Here is an 18848-nt window from a genome sequence, read left to right on the forward strand (position 1 = left end):
CACTCGGAAGGTCTTGCAGCGGCCCTTTTGTGATATGGTTTCTGCTCCAGATCGGCGCACAACCTACTATCATATGACTACCGCCACTCTGCTTCAATTGTTCTCTCCGCCGAGCGATCCTTCGCTGCTTCAATACGGCATTTATACCCCCACGCTGGTTGTGCTCTCGATCCTGGTTGCCATTTTCTCATCATGGATGGGATTGCAAGTCGTCGACCAGGCCAAGTCGACCACTACGCGCGGCCTGCGCGCTACCATGCTGGCCACCGGCAGCCTGGCGCTGGGCTGCGGCGTGTGGGCCATGCACTTCATCGGCATGCTCGCCTTCGACCTGTGCACGATCGTCGAGTACGATCCCGGCGTGACCATGCTGTCGGTGCTGCCCAGCCTGGGCGCCTCGTGGGTTGCGCTCAACATCATCGGCCAGCGCGAGCTGACCACCGGCGCCCTGCTCACCGGCGGCGTGCTGACCGGTGCCGGCATCGGCGCCATGCACTACACCGGCATGGCCGCCATGCGCACCAATCTGTACCTGCAATACGACCCGGCCATGTTCGCGCTGTCGATCGTGGTGGCCGTGGCCCTGGCGACGCTGGCGATCTGGATCCGCTTCGGCGTGCGCAGCCTGCGCCAGCATGTGCGCCCCAGCTTCCTCGGCGTGCTTGCGGCATTCGTGATGGGCTGCGCCATCGCCGGCATGCACTACACCGGCATGGCCGCGGCGCGCTTTACCGGCGTGCCGATCGCGGGCGATGGCGGGAGCCAGAACACCGGTTTCCTGGCGCTGTCGATCGCGGTCATCACGGTGGCCATCACGGTATTTGTCCTGGCCGCCAATGGCGTGCTGCGCTACCGCGACCTGTACCGCCAACTGAGCGAGAGCGAGCGCTGGATGCGCGCCCTGCTCACCACCACCATCGACGGCGTGGTGACGGTGGACCGCGACGGCGTGGTCCACGAATTCAACGCCTCGGCCGAGCGCATCTTCGGCTGGCGCCGCGACGAAATCGTCGGCCGCAATATCCGCCTGTTGATGACCGATGGCGACCGGTCGGAACAGGACGGCCTGCTCAAGTTCCTGCACCAAGCCGACGATGCCGGCGCGAATGCGGGTGCCAACACGGTCAACGAAGTGATCGCACTGCGCAAGGACGGCGGCGTGATACCGATCCGGCGCGCCATCGGCCACGCGCGGGTGGAACACCGCGACCTGTTCGTGCTGTTCATTACCGACATCAGCGAGCGGCGCGCCATCATGCAGGCGCTGCGCGCCAACGAACAGCAGTTCCGCTCCCTGATCCGCAACATCCCCGGCATCTCGTTCCGCAGCAGCATGGGCTACGACGCGCCGCCGGTATTCGTCAGCGACGGCATGGAGCGCCTGGCCGGTTTTCCCGCCGGCGATTTCGTCGGCCCGCAGCGCACCCGCACCCTCGGCACGCTGGTGCTGCCCGAGGACCGCGAGTACGTCGAGGCGGAGATCAGCCGCAGCGTCGAGCGGCTGTCCGCCTACCAGGTCGAGTACCGCATCCGCCACGCCGACGGCAGCATCCGCTCGATGTGGGAACACGGCGCCGTCACCCGCGACGAGAGCAACCCGGCCATCGTCTGGATCGACGGCGTAATCCTCGACATCACCGAGCGGCGCCAGATGGAAGAGGAACTGCGCCAGGCCAAGGAGACCGCCGAGCAGGCAGCCGCCGCGCGCGCCAGCTTCCTGGCCAATATGAGCCACGAAATCCGCACGCCGATGAACGCCATTCTCGGCTTCACGGACGTGCTGCTCGATACCGAACTCGATCCGGCCCAGCGCCGCCACCTGGGCACCGTGCGCAAGGAAGGCCGTTCACTGCTACGGCTGCTCAACGAAGTGCTCGACACCGCCAAGCTCGATAAAGGCGCGGTGGAACTGGAGCCGGACGATTACAGCCTGCTCGGACTGATCGACGAACTGGCCTCCACTTTTGGGGGCAACGCCCGCGCCAAGGGCCTGACCATCGACATCGAATACGACCCGTCGCTGCCCACCTGGCTGCACGGCGACGAGCTGCGCATGCGGCAAATCCTCGGCAACCTGCTGGACAACGCGATCAAGTTCACCAGCGCCGGCAAGATCACGCTGCGCGCCGGCGCGCGCCACGGCCAGTTGCAGATCGCGGTGCAGGACACCGGCATCGGCATCGCGCCAGAGCGCCAGGCCGCCATCTTCGATCCGTTCACCCAGGCCGACGCGTCGATGACGCGGCGCTTCGGCGGCACCGGCCTCGGCACCACCATCAGCCGCCAGCTGGTCGCCCTCATGGGCGGCACCATTGGCGTGACCAGCGTGCCCGGCGAAGGCGCCACCTTTACCGTGCTGCTGCCGCTGGAACCTGCGCACGCCCACGATGGCCCCGGCCAGAGCGCGGAGCGCAGCGACTATCCGCTGCCGCCGCTGCGCTTCCTGGCGGTGGACGACGTGCCGCAGAACCTGGAACTGCTGTCGCTGATGCTGGCCCGGCGCGGCCACACCCTGCAGACGGCCAGTGACGGCGCCATCGCCGTCCAGCTCACCGGTGACCACACGTACGACATCGTGCTGATGGACGTGCAGATGCCGCTGATGGACGGCCTGGCCGCCACCCGCGCCATCCGCACCCGCGAGCGCGAACGCGCGCGCCTGTCGGGCCAGCCCCTGGCCCGGGTGCCGATCGTGGCCATGACCGCCAGCGTGCTGGCCGCGCACCGGCAAGCCACTACCGACGCCGGCATGGACGGTTTCGCGTCCAAGCCGGTGGACTGGTTCGCGCTGTCGCACGAGATCGCGCAGGTGCTGCGCATGCCGCCGATGGAACACGGCACGCAAGCCGACGCGCCGGCGCGCCAGCGCGTGCTCAATCACAAGGCCGGCCTGCAGCGCTGGGCCGGCAAGGAAACCGTGTACCAGCACGCACTGGGCCGCTTTGCCGCCGACTACAACGACGGCGCCGCCACCCTGGCCACGCTGCTGGCAGCGCCTACTGCCTCGCGCCTGGCGGACGCGCAAGCCTGGTGCCACCGCGTGCGCGGCGTGGCCGCCAACCTGGGACTGGAGCAACTGGCCGCCACGCTGGCCCACATCGAAAAACTGTGCGGCGCGCCGCCGCGCGACGCCGACGTGCCGCTCGACGCCGAACTGGCGCAACAGCAGCGGCAACTGGCCAGCCAGCTCGAAGCGGCGCTGGGCGCCATCCACGCCATGCAGGCGATCACCACCCGCCGCGACGCCGCCAACGCCCGCACCCGCGACGACGACCACAGCGCCGCCGGCCAGGGCGCAGACACGCCTGCCACTGCCGCCGCCACACCGGCAGCTTTCGATGCGGCCGCCGCGCGCGCCCGTGCCGCGGCATTGCTGCCGCCGCTGCGGCGCGGCGCGCTGGACGACGCCGCACTGGCGGCGCTGGTCGCCAGCCTGGCCGGCGCCCCCGCCACCCCGCTCAAACACCTGGCGGCGCTGCATGGCGCCCTTGACGATTTCGACTTCCCGCTGGCGGCATCCACGCTGGAAGCAATACTGGACAGCCTGTCCAAGGAGTAGATAGATGCCCCTGATGGAAAAGAAGCTGCCGCTGATCCTGGCGGTGGACGACGAAGCGAGCAACCTGCAACTGCTGCGCCACATCCTGCAAGACCAGTACCGGCTGCTGTTCGCCAAGGACGGCCAGCGCGCGCTGGAACTGGCGGTGCAGGAGTCGCCGCAACTGATTTTGCTCGACGTGATGATGCCGGGGATGACCGGCTACGAGACCTGCCGCCTGCTCAAGCGCGATCCGGCCACGCACGATATCCCGGTGATTTTCGTCACCGCCCTCGGCGACGCCACCGACGAGGTAGTGGGCTTCGAGGCCGGCGCCGTGGATTACATCACCAAGCCGGTCAGCCCGCCCATCGTGCGCGCCCGCGTGCGCACGCACCTGACACTGGTGCGCGCGGACGAACTCAAACGCACACGCCTGGAAATCGTCCAGCGCCTGGGCCTGGCCGCCGAATACAAGGACAACGAGACCGGCCTGCACGTGATCCGCATGAGCCACTACGCGCGCATCCTGGGCCTGGCGCTGGGCATGAGCGAAGAAGAGGCGGACGACCTGCTGCACGCGGCGCCGATGCACGACGTGGGCAAGATCGGCATCCCCGACAGCATCCTGCAAAAACCGGGACCGCTCGATGCCGAAGAATGGAAAGTGATGCAGTCGCACGCCTCGATCGGCGGCGACATCATCGGCCGCCACGAAAGCGGCATGCTGGCCATGGCGCACCTGCTGGCCGTCACGCACCACGAAAAATGGGATGGCAGCGGTTATCCGGCCGGCTTGAAGGGAGAAGAGATTGCACTGGTGGGAAGGATCGTGGCGATTGCCGACGTGTTCGACGCGCTGACGTCGGCGCGGCCCTACAAGCAGGCGTGGCCGGTGGAACAGGCGGTGGAATATCTGCAGCAGCAGCGCGGCAAGCACTTCGAGCCACGGCTGGTCGATCTCTTTATTGAACAGATGCCCGCGCTCCTCGCAGTGAAGGAGCGCTGGGCAGAGCATTCTTAGGCGACGAGCCGCACCTGGCGCCCGGCCAGGCGCGCCATCACGGCAACGACGTGGTCGATCTGGCGGAAGGTGTGGCCGGCGTTCATCATGAAGCGCAACCTTGCCTGGCCCACCGGCGCGGCCGGGAACTGGATCGCATCGACGTGAATGCCTTCGCGCCGCAACTCGATGGCGTAGCGCTGGCAGGTTTCGGCGTCGCCGATCAGCACCGGCAGGATCGGCGTGGCGGTCGAGATGATGGTGTAGCCCAGCGGCGCCATCTGCTCGATGAAGTAGCGCTGGTTGTCCCACAGGCGCTGGCGCCGCTCCGGTTCCTCTTCCAGCAGATCGAGTGCAGCCAGCAGCGCCGCCGCCTGGTCCGGCGGTGGCGGGCAGGTGAAGCCGTAGGCGGAACTGGTCAGGCGGATCACGTCGGCCACGTCGCGCTCCACCGCCACGAAGCCGCCGATCGAACCGAGCGCCTTGCTCAGGGTCCCCATCTGCATGATGTTCTGGCTGTAGCAGCCGAAGTGCTCGGAGGTGCCGCCGCCGTTGGCGCCGAGGATGCCGGTGGCGTGGGCATCGTCGATGTACAGCAGCGCGCCGAAGCGTTCGGCCAGCGCTACCAGGTCGGGCAGCGGCGCAATCGTGCCTTCCATGCTGAACACGCCGTCGCTGACGATGATCGGCGTAGTGCCTTCCTGCGCGCCCGCCTGCAGCAGCGATTCGAGATGGTTCATGTCGCAGTGGCGGTAGTTATAACGCAGCGCGCCCGACATCTGGATGCCTTCGCGGATGCTGATGTGGTTGTACTCGTCCGAGTAATACGCGTACTTGTGGCGCTTCTTGGCGCGGAAGCCATGCAGGCGCGCCAGCGTGGCCGCCTTGACGATCGACGACAGCACGCCGATATTGGTCATGTAACCGGTGACGAACAGCACCGCGTCGCTCTTGTGCTTGAGCGCGCCCAGGCGTGCTTCAAGCTCGCGGTACACCTCCAGGTCGCCGCCCAGCAGGCGCGACTCGCAGTTGCCCACGCCGTAGCGATCGAGGCCCCGCTTGGCCGCCGCCACCAGCCGGGGGTGGTTGGCCAGCGCCAGGTAGTTGTTGGTGCTGAAGGAGACCACTTCCTGCCCGCCGCTGATAAACGTGGGATCGGGCAGCGTGGTGTGGACGGCGGAGTCGTGGTGCACCGGATGGTGCTGCAGCCAGTGGGCGATATCGGTCAGATCATGCATGGTCGGAGGGTTTCAGTGAACGTGAAGCCATCATAGAACCGGGCGACTCTCCGCAAGCTTGCGATCACATTACAGTCAGGATAGCTGGGAGCCCGCCAATGGCAGCACCAGCCGCGCCACCAGTCCCGGCGCATTGTCCTCCAGCGCCAGCCGGCCGCCGTGCGCGGTGGCGGTGGCAGCGACGATCGACAGTCCCAGGCCGTTGCCCGGCAGGTGGCGGCTCTTGTCGAGCCGGTAGAAGCGCTGCGTCACCTTGTCCAGTTCCTCCGCCGGAATGCCGGGGCCATTGTCGCTGACCGCAATCGCCGCCATGCCGTGGTGCAGGCCGGCGCGGATGCGCACCACCGATCCCGGCCCGGCGTACTTGATGGCGTTTTCCAGCAGGCTGGCAATCGCGCTGGCAAGCAGGTTGCGGTCGCCGTCCACGTACAGCGACTCCGGCGCGTCCACGCTCAGGCTGATGTTGTCGTCTTCCGCGCTGGCTTCGTACATCTCGCCGATGTCGGCCACCACGCGGCCCAGGTCCAGCCGTTCGAACATGCTGGTGCGCATGCCCGACTCCACTTCGGCAATTTGCAGCAGGCGTTCGAACAGGCGTATCAAATCGTCGATATCGTCGATGGCGTCGTGCGAGGCGCCCGCCAGCCGTTCCACGCTGGCTTCGTGGCGCAGCGCGTCGTCGAGCCGGCCGCGGATGCGCGAGAGCGGCGTGCGCAGGTCGTGGGCGATGGCGTTGGACACGTGGCGAATGCCTTCCATCAGCAGCTCGATGCGGTCGAGCATGCGGTTGATGTCGCGGTTCAGGCGCGCGAATTCATCGTCGCCGCTGACCGCGATGCGGTGGCTCAAGTCGCCGGCCTCGATGCGGGCGGCGGTGCCGCGTATCTCGCCCAGCTTGTTCTCGATGGTGCGGCGGAACAGCAAGGCGCCGGCCACCGTCAGCAGCAGCGACACGCCGGCGCCGGCCAGCAACGCATCCCAGATCAACTCGCGCACGGCTTCCTGCTCGCTCAGGTCGCGGCCGACGATCAGCATGCCGCCGCCGTCGAGCGGGCGCAGGTACAGGCGTGCCGGTTTCAGGTGGCCTTCGCGCACGACGTCGGCGCTGAGCATTTGCGGGCGGGTGCTCGCCTCGGTTTCGCCCTCGGCCTGCGGCCACGAGCCGAGATTGCCGGCCAGGGTATTGCCCTCGCTGTCGAGCAGCTGGAAGATCTCGCGGTCGCTATCGATACCATCGGCCAGCAGGCGCCGCACTTCTTCGATCAGGTGCGCATGGCCATCGGCGTTAGCGCGGTGCAGCAGGCGCTGGGCCTGGGCGACGATTTTTCCATCGAGGTTCTGATCAAGCACGCCGATGGTGCCGGTATAGAACACCACCGACACCACCGCGATCGAGATGGTGCCCAGCAGGCCGTAGCCCAGCACCAGCTTGGCGGCGATCGACGCGCCCCAGAGCCGCGATGGCTGGCGCAGCCAGTCAGCCAAGCGCGCGCTCCCCACCGTCGCTGTCGCCGGGCGCGGTGGCGCCCATGCGGTAGCCCACGCCGCGCAGGGTGTGGATCAGCATCACTGGAAAATCCTTGTCCACCTTGGCGCGCAGGCGGCTGATCTGGACGTCGATCACATTGGTCTGCGGGTCGAAGTGGTAGTCCCACACCGATTCGAGCAGCATGGTGCGGGTGACCACCTGGTTCTCGTTGCGCATCAGGTATTCGAGCAGCCGGTACTCGCGCGGTTGCAGCGTGATCACCTTGGCGCCGCGCGTAACGCGCATGGTACGCAGATCGAGCTTGAGGTCCGCCACTTGCAGCTGGGTGCTGTCGGCGCCGGGCGCACTGCGCCGCAGCAGCGCTTCTACCCGCGCCAGCAGTTCGGAAAACGCGAACGGTTTCGGCAGATAATCGTCGGCGCCGCCGCGCAGGCCCGTCACGCGGGCGTCGATGGTGGACAGGGCGCTGACGATGATGACCGGCGTGTGCTTGCCCAGCGCGCGCAGCTTGTCGACGATGGACAGGCCATCGATACGGCCCGGCAGCATGCGGTCGAGGATGATGATGTCCCATTCCTCCGCAATGGCGTAATCGAGTCCGTCCGGGCCGGTGGCGCAGGCGGTGACCAGGTAGCCCGCTTCGCGCAGGCCCTTGCAGATGTAGTTCGAGGTTTCGGCTTCATCTTCGATGACCAGGCAGCGCACGCGTTTCTCCATCAGGGGGTGATGGCGTATTTTAACCGCATTAATCGCAAATGCTGGGGGTGAACCCCCGCCGGGACGCCGTCGTTGCGTCGCACAGCAAGTGGTGCCATCTTGGTGGCGTCAATGGTGAGGACCGTCGTCAGGGCGCAGAGTTCGGATGCAATGATAGGGCGTTGCCCTATAAAAAGATTTGCGCCAGATCAAATGGCGGCCAGCTCTTGGTAAAGTCCGTGGTAGTTCAGCGCCATGCGTTCGGCCGTGAACAGCTCGCGGTAGCGCGCCTCGGCGCGCCGACCCATGTCGGCGGCGCGGGCCGGGTCGTCCCACAGCGCGCGCATGGCCGCGCCCAGGGCTGGCGCATCGTCGGGCGGCACCACCAGCCCGGTCACATTGTCGATATTGATGTAGGTGGTGCCGGTGCCGATCTCGCTCGAGATCATCGGTTTGCCGAACATGGCGCCTTCCAGCAGCGAGATACCGAACGCCTCCGAGCGCAGGTGCGACGGGAACACCATCGCGTAGCACGCCTGCAGCAGCGCAATCTTGTCATCCTCGTCCACCGCACCGACGAAGTGCACGTGCTGAAGTCCCAGGCGCGCGGCGTGCTGCCTGAGTTCCTGCTCGATCGGGCCGGCGCCGACGATCACCACCGGATAGCGAGAATTTTCAGGATGGGCCAGCGCGTCGAGCAGGATGTGCAAGCCCTTGTAGTAGCGCAGCACGCCCACGAACAGGAAAAAGCGCTCGCCGAAGCGCGCGCGCCACTTGTCGGTCACTGCCGCCGGCGGCTGGTGGTAGCCGGCCTTGTCGAGGCCAAAAGTGATCACGCGGGTCTTGTCGGCAAACTGTTGCAGCACCGGCGACGAGGCCAGGTAATTGGGTGAGGTGGCCACGATCGCATCGACGCTGCGCAGGAAGCGGCGCTTGAGCGGCGCGTAGAGGCGCAGCAGGTTTTTCTGGCGCACGATGTCGGAGTGGTACGTGACCACGCTGGGCTTGTCCACCCGCGCCATGAAATGCGCCAGGTCCATGAACGGCCACGGAAAGTGGTAATGCACGACGTCGGCCTGGCGCGCCAGCTGCGCCAGCTGGCCGATGGCGCCGACCGAAAAGCCGGTGGACGCGATCTCGAAGTTTTGCCGCGCGCGGTGCACCACGTGGCCTTCGAAATCCATGCGCGCCGGTCCCGGGTGGCGGCCGAGCGTGAGCACGGTGTTGTCCACGCCGAGGCGGGCGGTACCCACGCACATCTGGCGGATGGCCTGCTCCACCCCGCCCCACGAGTCGGGATAATAGGTTTTGTAGAAATGCAGGACACGCATGGCCGGCCTCCTCACGCTGCCAGCACTTGCCGGTAGACGGCGGCGGTGCGGCGCGCCGCCTCGTCCCACGTCATCTCCAGCGCGCGGATACGGCCGGCAGCGATCAGCCGCGCCCGCGTGCTGTCATCACGCGCCAGCGTGGTCATGGCGGCGGCAATGTCGCCCACCGACAGCGGATCGAATTCCAGCGCCGCGCCCTGCGCCACCTCGGGCAGCGACGTGGCGTGGGCGCAGGCCACCGGCACGCCGCTGGCAAACGCTTCGAGCAGCGGCAGGCCGAAGCCCTCGTGCAGCGACGGGAACACGAATACACCGGCGCCCGCGTACAGGTGGCGCAACTGGTGGTTGTCGGTAAGGGTGTCGAGCCAGACGACGTTTTCGCCGCGTTCGTGCGCCGCCCTCAATCGCTGTATCAGTTCGGCGCTGCGCCAGCCCGGCGCACCGACGATCACCAGCTGGCGCGCCGCGCGCAGCACCGGCGGCAGCGACAGGTAGGCGTCCAGCAGGCGCTCGACGTTCTTGCGCGGCTGCAGGGTGCCCACAAACAGGTAATAGCCTGCCTGCAGACCATGCTGCGCCAGGGTGGCGTCGCGCGCCTGCGGCGTCGGCGCATCGAACCATTCGGCGCGCACGCCGTGATAGAGCACGCTGATCTTGCGCTCGTCGATGCCGAAGAATTCCACCAGCTCGCGCACCGAATAATGCGACGACGCGATCACGTGCTGCGCCTTGCGCGCGGCGCGGATCTGCAGCCAGTTTTTCAAACGCCGCCACTTGGGATTGCACCACTGCGGGTGCGAGATCGGCAGCGCGTCGTGCAGGGTCGCCACCACCGGGCAGTCCATGCGCACGATGCGGTAGTCGGTGGCGTGGAACAGGTCCAGCGGTGCGGCGCCGGCACTGGTCAGGGTGCGGCTCACGTCGAGATAGGCGCTGGCCGGCAGCAGCATGTCGCCCAGCGTGGCGACCGGGAACGACAGCGGCAGCGCGCGGCCCGCGCTCAGCTTCTGCAAGCCGCCGGGTGGTGCAAAGCTGAACGGCACCACGTCCACGCCGGCGCCCGGCAAATGGTCGAGCAAGGCGCGCGTGAAGACGCCGATGCCGTCGAACCGGCCACCGGTCAGCGCCGGTTCGATCGTGGTGGTGGACAGGCCTACCCGCAATGGCGTTACAGCGCCGGTCACGCCTGATACATCCAGCGCAGGGTGTCGGCCAGCGGCACCGGATCGACTACGCCGGCAGCGCCGATCACACTGGCCAGGCGGCGGTTATCGCCCACCAGGCGCACCACTTCGTTGGCGCGCACAAAGGCCGGATTGACGTGGACGTCGATGCGGTAGCCGGCAATGTCGGCCATCAGGTCCAGCACCTCGCCCAGCGAGTGCGCATTGCCCGAGCAGATGTTGAAAGCGCGGCCGGCGGTGGCGGCGGCAGGCGCCGCCAGCAGGCGGCGATAGCTGTTCGCCACCATGCGCACGTCGGAAAAATCGCGCCACACGTGCAGGTTGCCCAGCTCGATGCGTGCTTCGCGACGGCGGAAGTGGGAGACGATTTTTGGCAGCAGGAAGTTCTCGTCCTGGCCCACGCCGGTGTAATTGAACGGACGCGCGATGATCAACGGCAGGCGGTCGCTCCACAGGCGCGCCATGTATTCCATGGCCAGCTTGCTGACCGCGTAGTCGTTGGCCGGCGCGGCCGGCACGTCTTCACCGATCACGCCGACGTCGGTGTTGCCGTAAATGTTGGCGCTCGACGCCAGCAGCACGGCCGCCGGCCGCTGTGCCAGGCCGGCCAGCGCTTCGAGCAGGTTGCGGGTACCGGCCACGTTGACGCGGTAGATTTGCTCGGCGTCGCCATGACCGACAAAGGCGATGGCCGCCAGGTGCACCACAACGTCGGGCTGTACTTGCTGCACCACGGCCGCCAGCCCGGCGCGGTCGTTCAGATCGACACTGAACTCGTCCATGCCGGCCGCACTGCCGGGGGCGACGAGGCCGTGCACCTGGTAGCCCGCCGCGCGCAGTTCCTGCGCCACGTAGCGGCCCGTAAACCCGGCGCTGCCGGTGATCAGCGCCCGCTTGCCGGCGCCTTCCAGGGTGGCGTGGGGAGTCACCGGCCGCTCCCTAGAACGACAGGCCGGCGCGGTTGCGGCGCAGGTCGGCTTCGACCATCATCTGGCACAGCTGCTCCAGCGTGGTCTGCGGCTTCCAGCCCAATTCGCTCAAGGCCTTGCCGGCGTCGCCAATCAAAAGTTCCACTTCGGCCGGGCGGTAGAATTTCGGGTTGACGCGCACCAGCACGCGGCCGGTCTTCCGGCACGTGCCGGTTTCGTGCTCGGCGGCGCCGCTCCAGGCCAGGTCGATCTCGACCGCTTTAAATGCCATGGTGACGAAGTCGCGCACGGTCTCGGTGCGGTTGGTGGCCAGCACGTAGGTGTCGGGCGTGTCGGCCTGCAGGATGCGCCACATGCCTTCCACGTACTCTTTCGCATAACCCCAGTCGCGCTTGGCGTCCATATTGCCCAGTTCGAGCACGTCCTGCAGGCCGAGGTGGATCTTGGCCACCGAGTCGGTGATCTTGCGGGTGACGAATTCGCGCCCGCGCAGCGGCGACTCGTGGTTGAACAGGATGCCCGAGGCGCCGAAAATGCCGTACGACTCGCGGTAGTTAACCGTCATCCAGTGCGCATACAGCTTGGCCACGCCATACGGGCTGCGCGGGTAAAACGGCGTGTCCTCTTTTTGCGGCACGGCCTGCACCTTGCCGAACATCTCCGACGTGGACGCCTGGTAGAAGCGGATCTTCGGGTTGACGATGCGGATCGCCTCGAGCAGGTTGACCGCGCCCAGGCCGGTGATTTCGCCGGTGGTAATCGGCTGGTCGAACGACACGCCCACGAAGCTTTGCGCAGCCAGGTTGTAGATTTCGTCCGGCTGCACACGCTGGATCAGGCGGGTCATGGAAGACAGGTCGGTCAGGTCGAATTCCACCAGTTCCAGCTGCGGATGCGACGCGATGCCCAGCTCCTCGATACGCCAGAAGTTGACCGAGCTGGTACGGCGATAAGTACCGGTGACCTGGTAGCCCTTGTCGAGCAGCAGCTGCGCCAGGTAGGCGCCGTCCTGGCCTGTGATGCCGGTAATAAGGGCTTTCTTCGAGTTCGTCATGGTGTGAGCGTGGCAACAATAAGATCGGTGATTGTAACCGAGCGCTCACCCCTGCCCCGCGCGCTAGCTCATACGCTTACACTCGTTACATCCGGTTACAGTCAGCTTGATACTGACGAAAAAAAACCGCTTCCGGAGAAGCGGCTTTTTTGCCAAAGCAGGGAATGCTTTACGACTTGCCGGCCACCGCATCGACCACGCACAGCGCGGTCATGTTGACGATGCGGCGCACGGTAGCCGACGGCGTCAGGATGTGCACGGCCTGCGAGCAGCCCAGCAGGATCGGACCGACCGCGATACCGTTGCCGGCTGCCGTTTTCACCAGGTTGTAAGCGATGTTGGCAGCGTCGATGTTCGGCGCGACCAGCAGGTTGGCGTCGCCGGTCAGGGTCGAATCGGGCATGATGGCGTGGCGCAGTTTCGAGTCGAGCGCGGTGTCGCCGTGCATTTCGCCGTCGATTTCCAGGGTCGGATCGAGCTGCTTCACCAGCGCCAGAGTGGCGCGCATTTTTTGCGCCGATTCGCTGTTGGACGAACCGAAGTTCGAATGCGACAGCAGTGCTGCACGCGGCGACAGACCGAAGCGGCGCATCTCTTCGGCAGCCATCACCGTGATCGCGGCCAGCTCCTTGGCGTTCGGGTTTTCGTTGACGTGCGTATCGACCATCACCAGCTGGCGCTCCGGCATGATCAACACATTCATGCCTGCGTACACGCAGGCGCCATCACGCTTGCCCAGCACCTGGTCGATGTATTTCAGGTGCAGCTCGGTGGTGCCGAAGGTGCCGCAGATCATGCCGTCGGCGTCGCCCTTCTTGATCATCATGGCGCCGATCAGGGTGTGGCGGCGGCGCATTTCCAGCTTGGCGTATTCCTGGGTTACACCGGCGCGCGAGGTCAGCGCGTAGTACGACTGCCAGTAGTCGCGGTAGCGGTCATCCTGGTCCGGGTTGATGACGTCGAAGTCCACGCCGTGTTTCAGGCGCAGGCCGAACTTGGCGATGCGCGCTTCCAGCACGGCCGGACGACCGACCAGGATCGGGCTGGCCAGTTTTTCATCGACGATCACCTGCACCGCGCGCAGCACGCGCTCTTCTTCGCCTTCGGCGTAGACGATGCGCTTGAGTTCCTTGGCGGTCTTCTTCGCCACCTGGAACAGCGGCTTCATGAAGGTGCCGCTGCGGTATACGAACTGCTGCAGGCTGTCGGCGTACGCTTGCAGATCCTGGATCGGACGCGTTGCCACGCCCGAGTCTTCGGCCGCCTTGGCCACGGCCGGCGCGATCTTGATCAGCAGGCGCGGATCGAACGGCATCGGGATCAGGTATTCCGGGCCGAACGACAGGTTGGTAAAGCCGTAGGTGGTAGCGACGATGTCCGACTGCTCGGCGTGGGCCAGCTCGGCGATCGCGTGCACCACGGCGATTTCCATTTCGCGCGTGATGGTGGTGGCGCCGCAATCGAGCGCGCCACGGAAGATGTACGGGAAGCACAGCACGTTGTTCACCTGGTTCGGGTAGTCCGAACGGCCGGTGCAGATGATGGCGTCGTCGCGCACGGCCTTGACGTCGTCGGGCAGGATTTCCGGGTTTGGATTGGCCAGCGCCAGGATCAGCGGGTTCGACGCCATGGACTTGACCATGTCCTGTTTCAGTACGCCGCCGGCGGACAGGCCCAGGAAAATGTCGGCGCCAGGGATCACTTCGGCCAGGGTACGGGCGTCGGTCTCGCGGGCGAAGCGTTCCTTGTCCGGGTCCATCAGCTCGGTGCGGCCTTTATAGACCACGCCGGCCAGGTCGGTCACGAAGATGTTCTCGAGCGGGAAGCCGAGGTCGACGATCAGGTCGAGGCAGGCCAGTGCGGCAGCGCCGGCGCCGGAGACGACCAGTTTGCAGTTCTTGATGTCTTTGCCGACCAGCTGGATGCCGTTCAGGATGGCGGCGCCCACGATGATGGCGGTGCCGTGCTGGTCGTCGTGGAAGACCGGGATCTTCATGCGCTCGCGCAGCTGGCGCTCGATGTAGAAGCACTCGGGCGCCTTGATGTCTTCCAGGTTGACGCCGCCGAAAGTCGGTTCCAGCGCGGCGATGATGTCCACCAGCTTGTCCGGGTCGAGCTCGTTGATTTCGATGTCGAAGACGTCGATGCCGGCGAATTTCTTGAACAGTACGCCCTTGCCTTCCATGACAGGCTTGGCGGCCAGCGGACCGATGTTACCGAGGCCCAGCACGGCGGTGCCGTTGGTGATCACGGCCACCAGGTTGCCGCGCGCCGTGTATTTATAGGCAGCGGCCGGGTCGATGACGATTTCTTCGCAAGGCGCAGCCACGCCCGGGGAGTAGGCCAGCGCCAGGTCGCGCTGGTTGGTCAGTTGCTTGGTCGGCGTAACACTGATTTTGCCGGGAGTCGGGAACTCGTGGTATTCGAGCGCCGCGAGGCGGAGTTGTTGACGAATTTCTTCTTTCTTCTCTGCTGACGAATCCATGCTTTACTGCCTTCCTGTTTGTGCGGTCGGAAAGCTTACGATTTTATCAGACCCAACTTTGAGCAGAAGTAGGTATTTTCACGCAGAGTGATAATGGATATCAGCATTTCTTATGATGAAAACGACAAAATCGCCGAATTTTTGCCGCTTTTAGGCACTTTAGCCGCATAGATGCTTCCATATAATCCTTTTTTGGCAATTATGCGATTTGCCTATCCAAATGCCGAGTTCCATTGAAAATAGCAATCAAGACGTTGTGATCGGCGCAGTGGGCGCCGTTTACAATGGCGGATGCTCTCCGAATTCGACCTCATACAAGAATATTTCCAGCGCCCTCATCACGCCTCGCGCGCGACCCTGGGCATCGGCGACGATTGCGCGCTGCTCACCCCTGCGCCCGGCATGCAGACGGCCATCTCGTCCGACATGCTGGTCGAGGGCCGCCATTTCTTTGCCGGAGAAGATGCGCTGCGCCTCGGCCATAAAAGCCTGGCCGTCAACCTGTCCGACCTGGCCGCCATGGGTGCGCGCCCGGTCGGTTTTACCCTGGCGCTGGCCTTGCCCAGTGCCGAGCGCGACTGGCTGGCCGGTTTCTCGCAAGGCCTGTTCGCGCTGGCCGACGCCCATAACATCGAACTGATCGGCGGCGACACCACCCGCGGCCCGCTCACCATCTGCATCACCGTGTTCGGCGAACTGGCGCCGGGCCGCGCGCTGCGCCGCAGCGCCGCCCTGCCCGGCGACGATCTCTGGATCTCCGGCACCCTGGGCGACGCCCGCCTGGCGCTGGCCGCCTATCGCGGCGAATTGGCCACGCCGCTCACCGATGCCGAGCATGCCCTGGCAGCAGTGCGCATGCATACCCCCATCCCGCGCGTGGCGCTGGGCGTGGCGCTGGCGGAGTCCGGCATGGCCCACGCGGCCATCGATATCTCGGACGGCCTGGTGGGCGACCTCGGACATATATTGAAACGCTCGGGCGTGGGCGCCACGCTCGACGTCGATGCGCTGCCGCCGGGCCAGGTGCTGGCCACGCAGAATGCCGCCTTGCGGCGCGCGTACTGCGCTGCCGGCGGCGACGATTACGAACTGTGCTTCACGGCGCCGGCCAGCGCCCGCGCAGCGATCCTGGCCATTGCCGGCAGCACCGGCACGCCGGTCACGCGCGTGGGCAGCATCGATGCGCAAGCCGGCCTGCGGCTGGTCGATGCGCAAGGCGCGGCGCTCGACCTGGGGTTAGCGGGCTTCGATCACTTCAAGTCCTGAACCACCGCAGCGGCGACGTCTTTCACATCGACCGCCGTCTCGTCTTCCTCGGGCAGGCCCACCTTGCGGCCGCTGCCCTGCATCAGCCAGTAATGGTGGAACGCCAGGCGGATGTTGTCGCGCAGCTGCACGTCGTCCCACGGCTTGGTGTAGAAGCGGTAGATGGCGCCCCGGTTGATCGATTCGAGCACGGCGTCCACGCCCAGGTAGCCGGACAGGATGATGCGTATCGTCTGTGGATACAGGTCCTTGACCTGGCTGAGGAACTCGGTGCCGCTCATGCCGGGCAGGCGCTGGTCGCACAGGATCACCTGCACGTCGTGCAGCGCCAGCTGCTCGAACGCTTCTTCCGCGGTGCCGGCCATCAGCACATTGTAGCGATCCGGCTCGAACAACTGACCCAGCGCCCACAGCACGTCCGGGTTGTCGTCCACGATCAGCAGGGTTTGCGCCGGTTGCAGCGGCGTGTCCGGATCGACCGGCAGGCAGCGGCCAGATTCCACCAGCACGCCCATGTCGCGCGGCGCCACCGGGCGGCTGAAGAAATAACCCTGGATTTCGTCGCAGCGGCCACGGCGCAGGTATTCGAGCTGGCCGCGCGTTTCCACGCCCTCGGCGATCACGCGCAGCTTCAGGCTGTGCGCCATGCTGATGATGGCGGTGGCAATCGCTGCGTCATTCGGATTGGTGGTGATGTCGCGCACGAAGGCGATATCGATCTTGAGCTTATCGATCGGGAAGCGCTGCAAATACGCCAGCGACGAGTAGCCGGTGCCGAAGTCGTCGATCGCCACCTTGATCCCCAAGGCTTTCAAGCGCGTGAGGACGTCGATGGTGCGCTCGGTGTTGGACATCAGCGCGGTTTCTGTCAGTTCCAGTTCCAGCAGTTCGGGCGGCACGTCGTGGCGCGCCAGCGCGCCGCGCACCACCTGCTCCAGGTCGCCCTCGGAGAACTGCCGGCTGGCGACATTGACCGCCACCCGTACCGCTCCCACCGAGCCGCGCAGCCAGGCGCCGATCTGGCGGCAGGCGGCGTCGATGATCCAGTCGCCGACCTGCACGATCAGCCCCGTGTCTTCCATCACCGCGACGAAATCGGCCGGGTGCACCAGGCCGTAGCCGGGCCGCTGCCAGCGCAGCAGCGCTTCGGCGCCGGCAATCGCCCCGGTGTGCAGGTTCACTTTCGGCTGGTAGTACAGCAGCAGTTCGTCGTTTTCGATGGCGCGGCGCAGGGCCAGTTCGAGGTCCAGGCGCGCCAGCACCTGCACGTTCATGCCGGGCGTGAAAAAGCGGTAGCCGTCGCGGCCGGCCTGCTTGGCGCGGTCCATGGCGGTGTCGGCGTACTTGATCAGGGTTTCGGGGTCGCCCGCGTCGTCCGGGTACATGGCAATGCCGATGCTGGCGCTGAGCACGGCCTGGTGGCCGTCGAGCTCGAACGGCGTACGCAAGGTTTCGCGCACTTCGTTGGCCATATGGACGGCTTCCTGCTGGTCGCGCGGCATGGTCATGATCAGCGCGAACTCGTCGCCGCCGATGCGGCCCACGGTGTCGCGCAGGCGCGCCGCCTGCATCAGGCGATTTGAAAACTGGCGCAGCAGCTCGTCGCCGGCGCTCGATCCGAGCATGTCGTTGATGCCCTTGAAGCGGTCGAGCGCGATCATCAGCACCACCACCCGGCATTTTTTCTTTTCCGCCGACGCCAGCGTATCGGCCAGGGTCTGGAAGAACAGCGTGCGGTTGGGCAGGCCGGTAAGGCTGTCGTAGTGCGCCATGTGCTGCAACAGTTCTTCCGACTGGCGGCGTTCGCTCACGTCGCGCGCCACGCCCAGCAGCACGGCGGCCTCGCCCGGGCGCTTGAGCAGTTGCCAGTAGATTTCCACCGGCACCGAGACCAGGTCGCGGCGCATCAGCTCTCCCTCTGCCAGTTCGGGCGCACGTGGCTGGCCGACGGCGGCGGCGTAGTCCTCGAGCCGCAAGGCTTGCGCGCGCAGCGACGCCATGGTGCCGAGGCCGAGCCGGCTGGCGGTCTGGCCGAGGATATCTTCACGCGTGTAACCCAGCATGCGGCAGGCGCCGTCGTTCACGTCGAGCAGTTCGGCGGTGGCCGCGTCGAGCAGGAAGATGGCGTCGGCGGTGGCGTCCATGGCGCTACGGAAGCGCTGCAGTTCGGCGGTCCGTTCGCGCACCGTGTTTTCCAGCCGGGCGTTGTAGTCGCGCGCCTCGCGGTGCAGCAGCCGCACTTCGAGCATGTTGCGGATGCGCGTGAGCACCTCCACCGGGTCGATCGGCTTGCTGAGAAAATCGCGCGCGCCGGCTTCGAGCGCCTGCACCTTGTGGTCGGGCTGCGCCGTGACCACCAGCACCGGCAGCCACGCGCCTTTTTCCAGAGGACGCAATTGCTCCATCACTTCAAAGCCGTTCAGGCCCGGCATCTGCATGTCGAGGATGATCAGGTCGTAGTGATGCTCGGCATGCAGCGCCGCCACCTGGTGCGGATCGGTGGTGGAACTGACAGCTTGATAGCCGGTCGAGGTGAGCAGGTATTCAAGTAGTTCCACGTTGACCGGCTGGTCGTCGACAATCAGTATGCGGGCATGGAAGATGTCGGTCTCGCTGATCATAAGGCGCCTCCTGG

At 66.0% G+C, this 18848-nt stretch carries 12 protein-coding genes; 3 read left to right on the plus strand and 9 right to left on the minus strand.

Annotated elements, in window-relative coordinates:
* Positions 1-73: 73 nt before the first annotated feature.
* Positions 74-3559: an MHYT domain-containing protein gene (locus ASF04_RS02855; RefSeq protein WP_056137946.1), complete on the plus strand. Its 3486-nt coding sequence runs from the start codon at positions 74-76 to the stop codon at positions 3557-3559.
* A 4-nt stretch (positions 3560-3563) separates the two neighbouring features.
* Positions 3564-4562: a two-component system response regulator gene (locus ASF04_RS02860; protein WP_056137948.1), complete on the plus strand. Its 999-nt coding sequence runs from the start codon at positions 3564-3566 to the stop codon at positions 4560-4562.
* Here ASF04_RS02860 and ASF04_RS02865 read toward each other — a convergent pair.
* The 8 genes from ASF04_RS02865 to ASF04_RS02900 form a co-directional block, all read right to left on the minus strand.
* Complete coding sequence (locus ASF04_RS02865) at positions 4559-5779, minus strand: pyridoxal phosphate-dependent aminotransferase family protein (protein WP_019923831.1); 1221 nt, start codon at positions 5777-5779, stop codon at positions 4559-4561. The two genes, ASF04_RS02860 and ASF04_RS02865, sit on opposite strands and share 4 nt — an antisense overlap.
* Positions 5780-5854: 75 nt before the next feature.
* Complete coding sequence (locus ASF04_RS02870) at positions 5855-7264, minus strand: HAMP domain-containing sensor histidine kinase (RefSeq protein WP_056137950.1); 1410 nt, start codon at positions 7262-7264, stop codon at positions 5855-5857.
* Positions 7257-7973, minus strand: coding sequence for a response regulator transcription factor (locus ASF04_RS02875; RefSeq protein WP_040378091.1), 717 nt, complete (start codon positions 7971-7973; stop codon positions 7257-7259). Before ASF04_RS02875 ends, ASF04_RS02870 begins: the two co-directional genes overlap by 8 nt.
* Positions 7974-8173: 200 nt before the next feature.
* On the minus strand, positions 8174-9295 hold the full coding sequence (locus ASF04_RS02880; RefSeq protein WP_056137952.1) for a glycosyltransferase family 4 protein: 1122 nt from the start codon (positions 9293-9295) through the stop codon (positions 8174-8176).
* Between the two features lie 11 nt (positions 9296-9306).
* Positions 9307-10479, minus strand: a complete 1173-nt coding sequence (locus ASF04_RS02885; protein ID WP_056137954.1) for a glycosyltransferase family 1 protein — start codon at positions 10477-10479, stop codon at positions 9307-9309.
* The gene (locus ASF04_RS02890; RefSeq protein ID WP_082488509.1) at positions 10476-11408 is read right to left on the minus strand and encodes an NAD-dependent epimerase/dehydratase family protein; all 933 of its coding nucleotides are present in this window, start codon (positions 11406-11408) and stop codon (positions 10476-10478) included. Before ASF04_RS02890 ends, ASF04_RS02885 begins: the two co-directional genes overlap by 4 nt.
* 10 nt (positions 11409-11418) lie before the next feature.
* Positions 11419-12462 (minus strand): GDP-mannose 4,6-dehydratase, encoded by a 1044-nt coding sequence (gene gmd, locus ASF04_RS02895; RefSeq protein WP_056137956.1) that lies wholly within the window; start codon positions 12460-12462, stop codon positions 11419-11421.
* 169 nt (positions 12463-12631) lie between these two features.
* Complete coding sequence (locus ASF04_RS02900) at positions 12632-14947, minus strand: NADP-dependent malic enzyme (protein ID WP_056137957.1); 2316 nt, start codon at positions 14945-14947, stop codon at positions 12632-12634.
* 291 nt (positions 14948-15238) lie between these two features.
* Here ASF04_RS02900 and thiL point away from each other — a divergent pair, with 291 nt between their 5' ends.
* Positions 15239-16213 (plus strand): thiamine-phosphate kinase, encoded by a 975-nt coding sequence (gene thiL / locus ASF04_RS02905; RefSeq protein ID WP_056137958.1) that lies wholly within the window; start codon positions 15239-15241, stop codon positions 16211-16213.
* Here the strand turns inward: thiL and ASF04_RS02910 are convergent.
* Entirely contained in the window at positions 16198-18834 is a 2637-nt protein-coding gene (locus ASF04_RS02910; RefSeq protein ID WP_056137959.1) for an EAL domain-containing protein, read from the minus strand. The genes thiL and ASF04_RS02910 overlap by 16 nt on opposite strands.
* Between the last annotated feature and the right edge of the window lie 14 nt (positions 18835-18848).

Origin of the sequence: Duganella sp. Leaf61 (assembly GCF_001421905.1) — a bacterium.
GTDB lineage: Bacteria > Pseudomonadota > Gammaproteobacteria > Burkholderiales > Burkholderiaceae_D > Rugamonas > Rugamonas zoogloeoides.

What these genes read in the sequence shown, in the direction of transcription:
- ASF04_RS02855 (WP_056137946.1), top strand. Translation starts at nt 74, where the DNA reads ATGACTACCGCCACTCTGCTTCAATTGTTCTCTCCGCCGAGCGATCCT.
- ASF04_RS02860 (WP_056137948.1), top strand. Translation starts at nt 3,564, where the DNA reads ATGCCCCTGATGGAAAAGAAGCTGCCGCTGATCCTGGCGGTGGACGAC.
- ASF04_RS02865 (WP_019923831.1), bottom strand. Translation starts at nt 5,779, where the DNA reads ATGCATGATCTGACCGATATCGCCCACTGGCTGCAGCACCATCCGGTG.
- ASF04_RS02880 (WP_056137952.1), bottom strand. Translation starts at nt 9,295, where the DNA reads ATGCGTGTCCTGCATTTCTACAAAACCTATTATCCCGACTCGTGGGGC.
- gmd (WP_056137956.1), bottom strand. Translation starts at nt 12,462, where the DNA reads ATGACGAACTCGAAGAAAGCCCTTATTACCGGCATCACAGGCCAGGAC.
- ASF04_RS02900 (WP_056137957.1), bottom strand. Translation starts at nt 14,947, where the DNA reads ATGGATTCGTCAGCAGAGAAGAAAGAAGAAATTCGTCAACAACTCCGC.
- thiL (WP_056137958.1), top strand. Translation starts at nt 15,239, where the DNA reads ATGCTCTCCGAATTCGACCTCATACAAGAATATTTCCAGCGCCCTCAT.
- ASF04_RS02910 (WP_056137959.1), bottom strand. Translation starts at nt 18,834, where the DNA reads ATGATCAGCGAGACCGACATCTTCCATGCCCGCATACTGATTGTCGAC.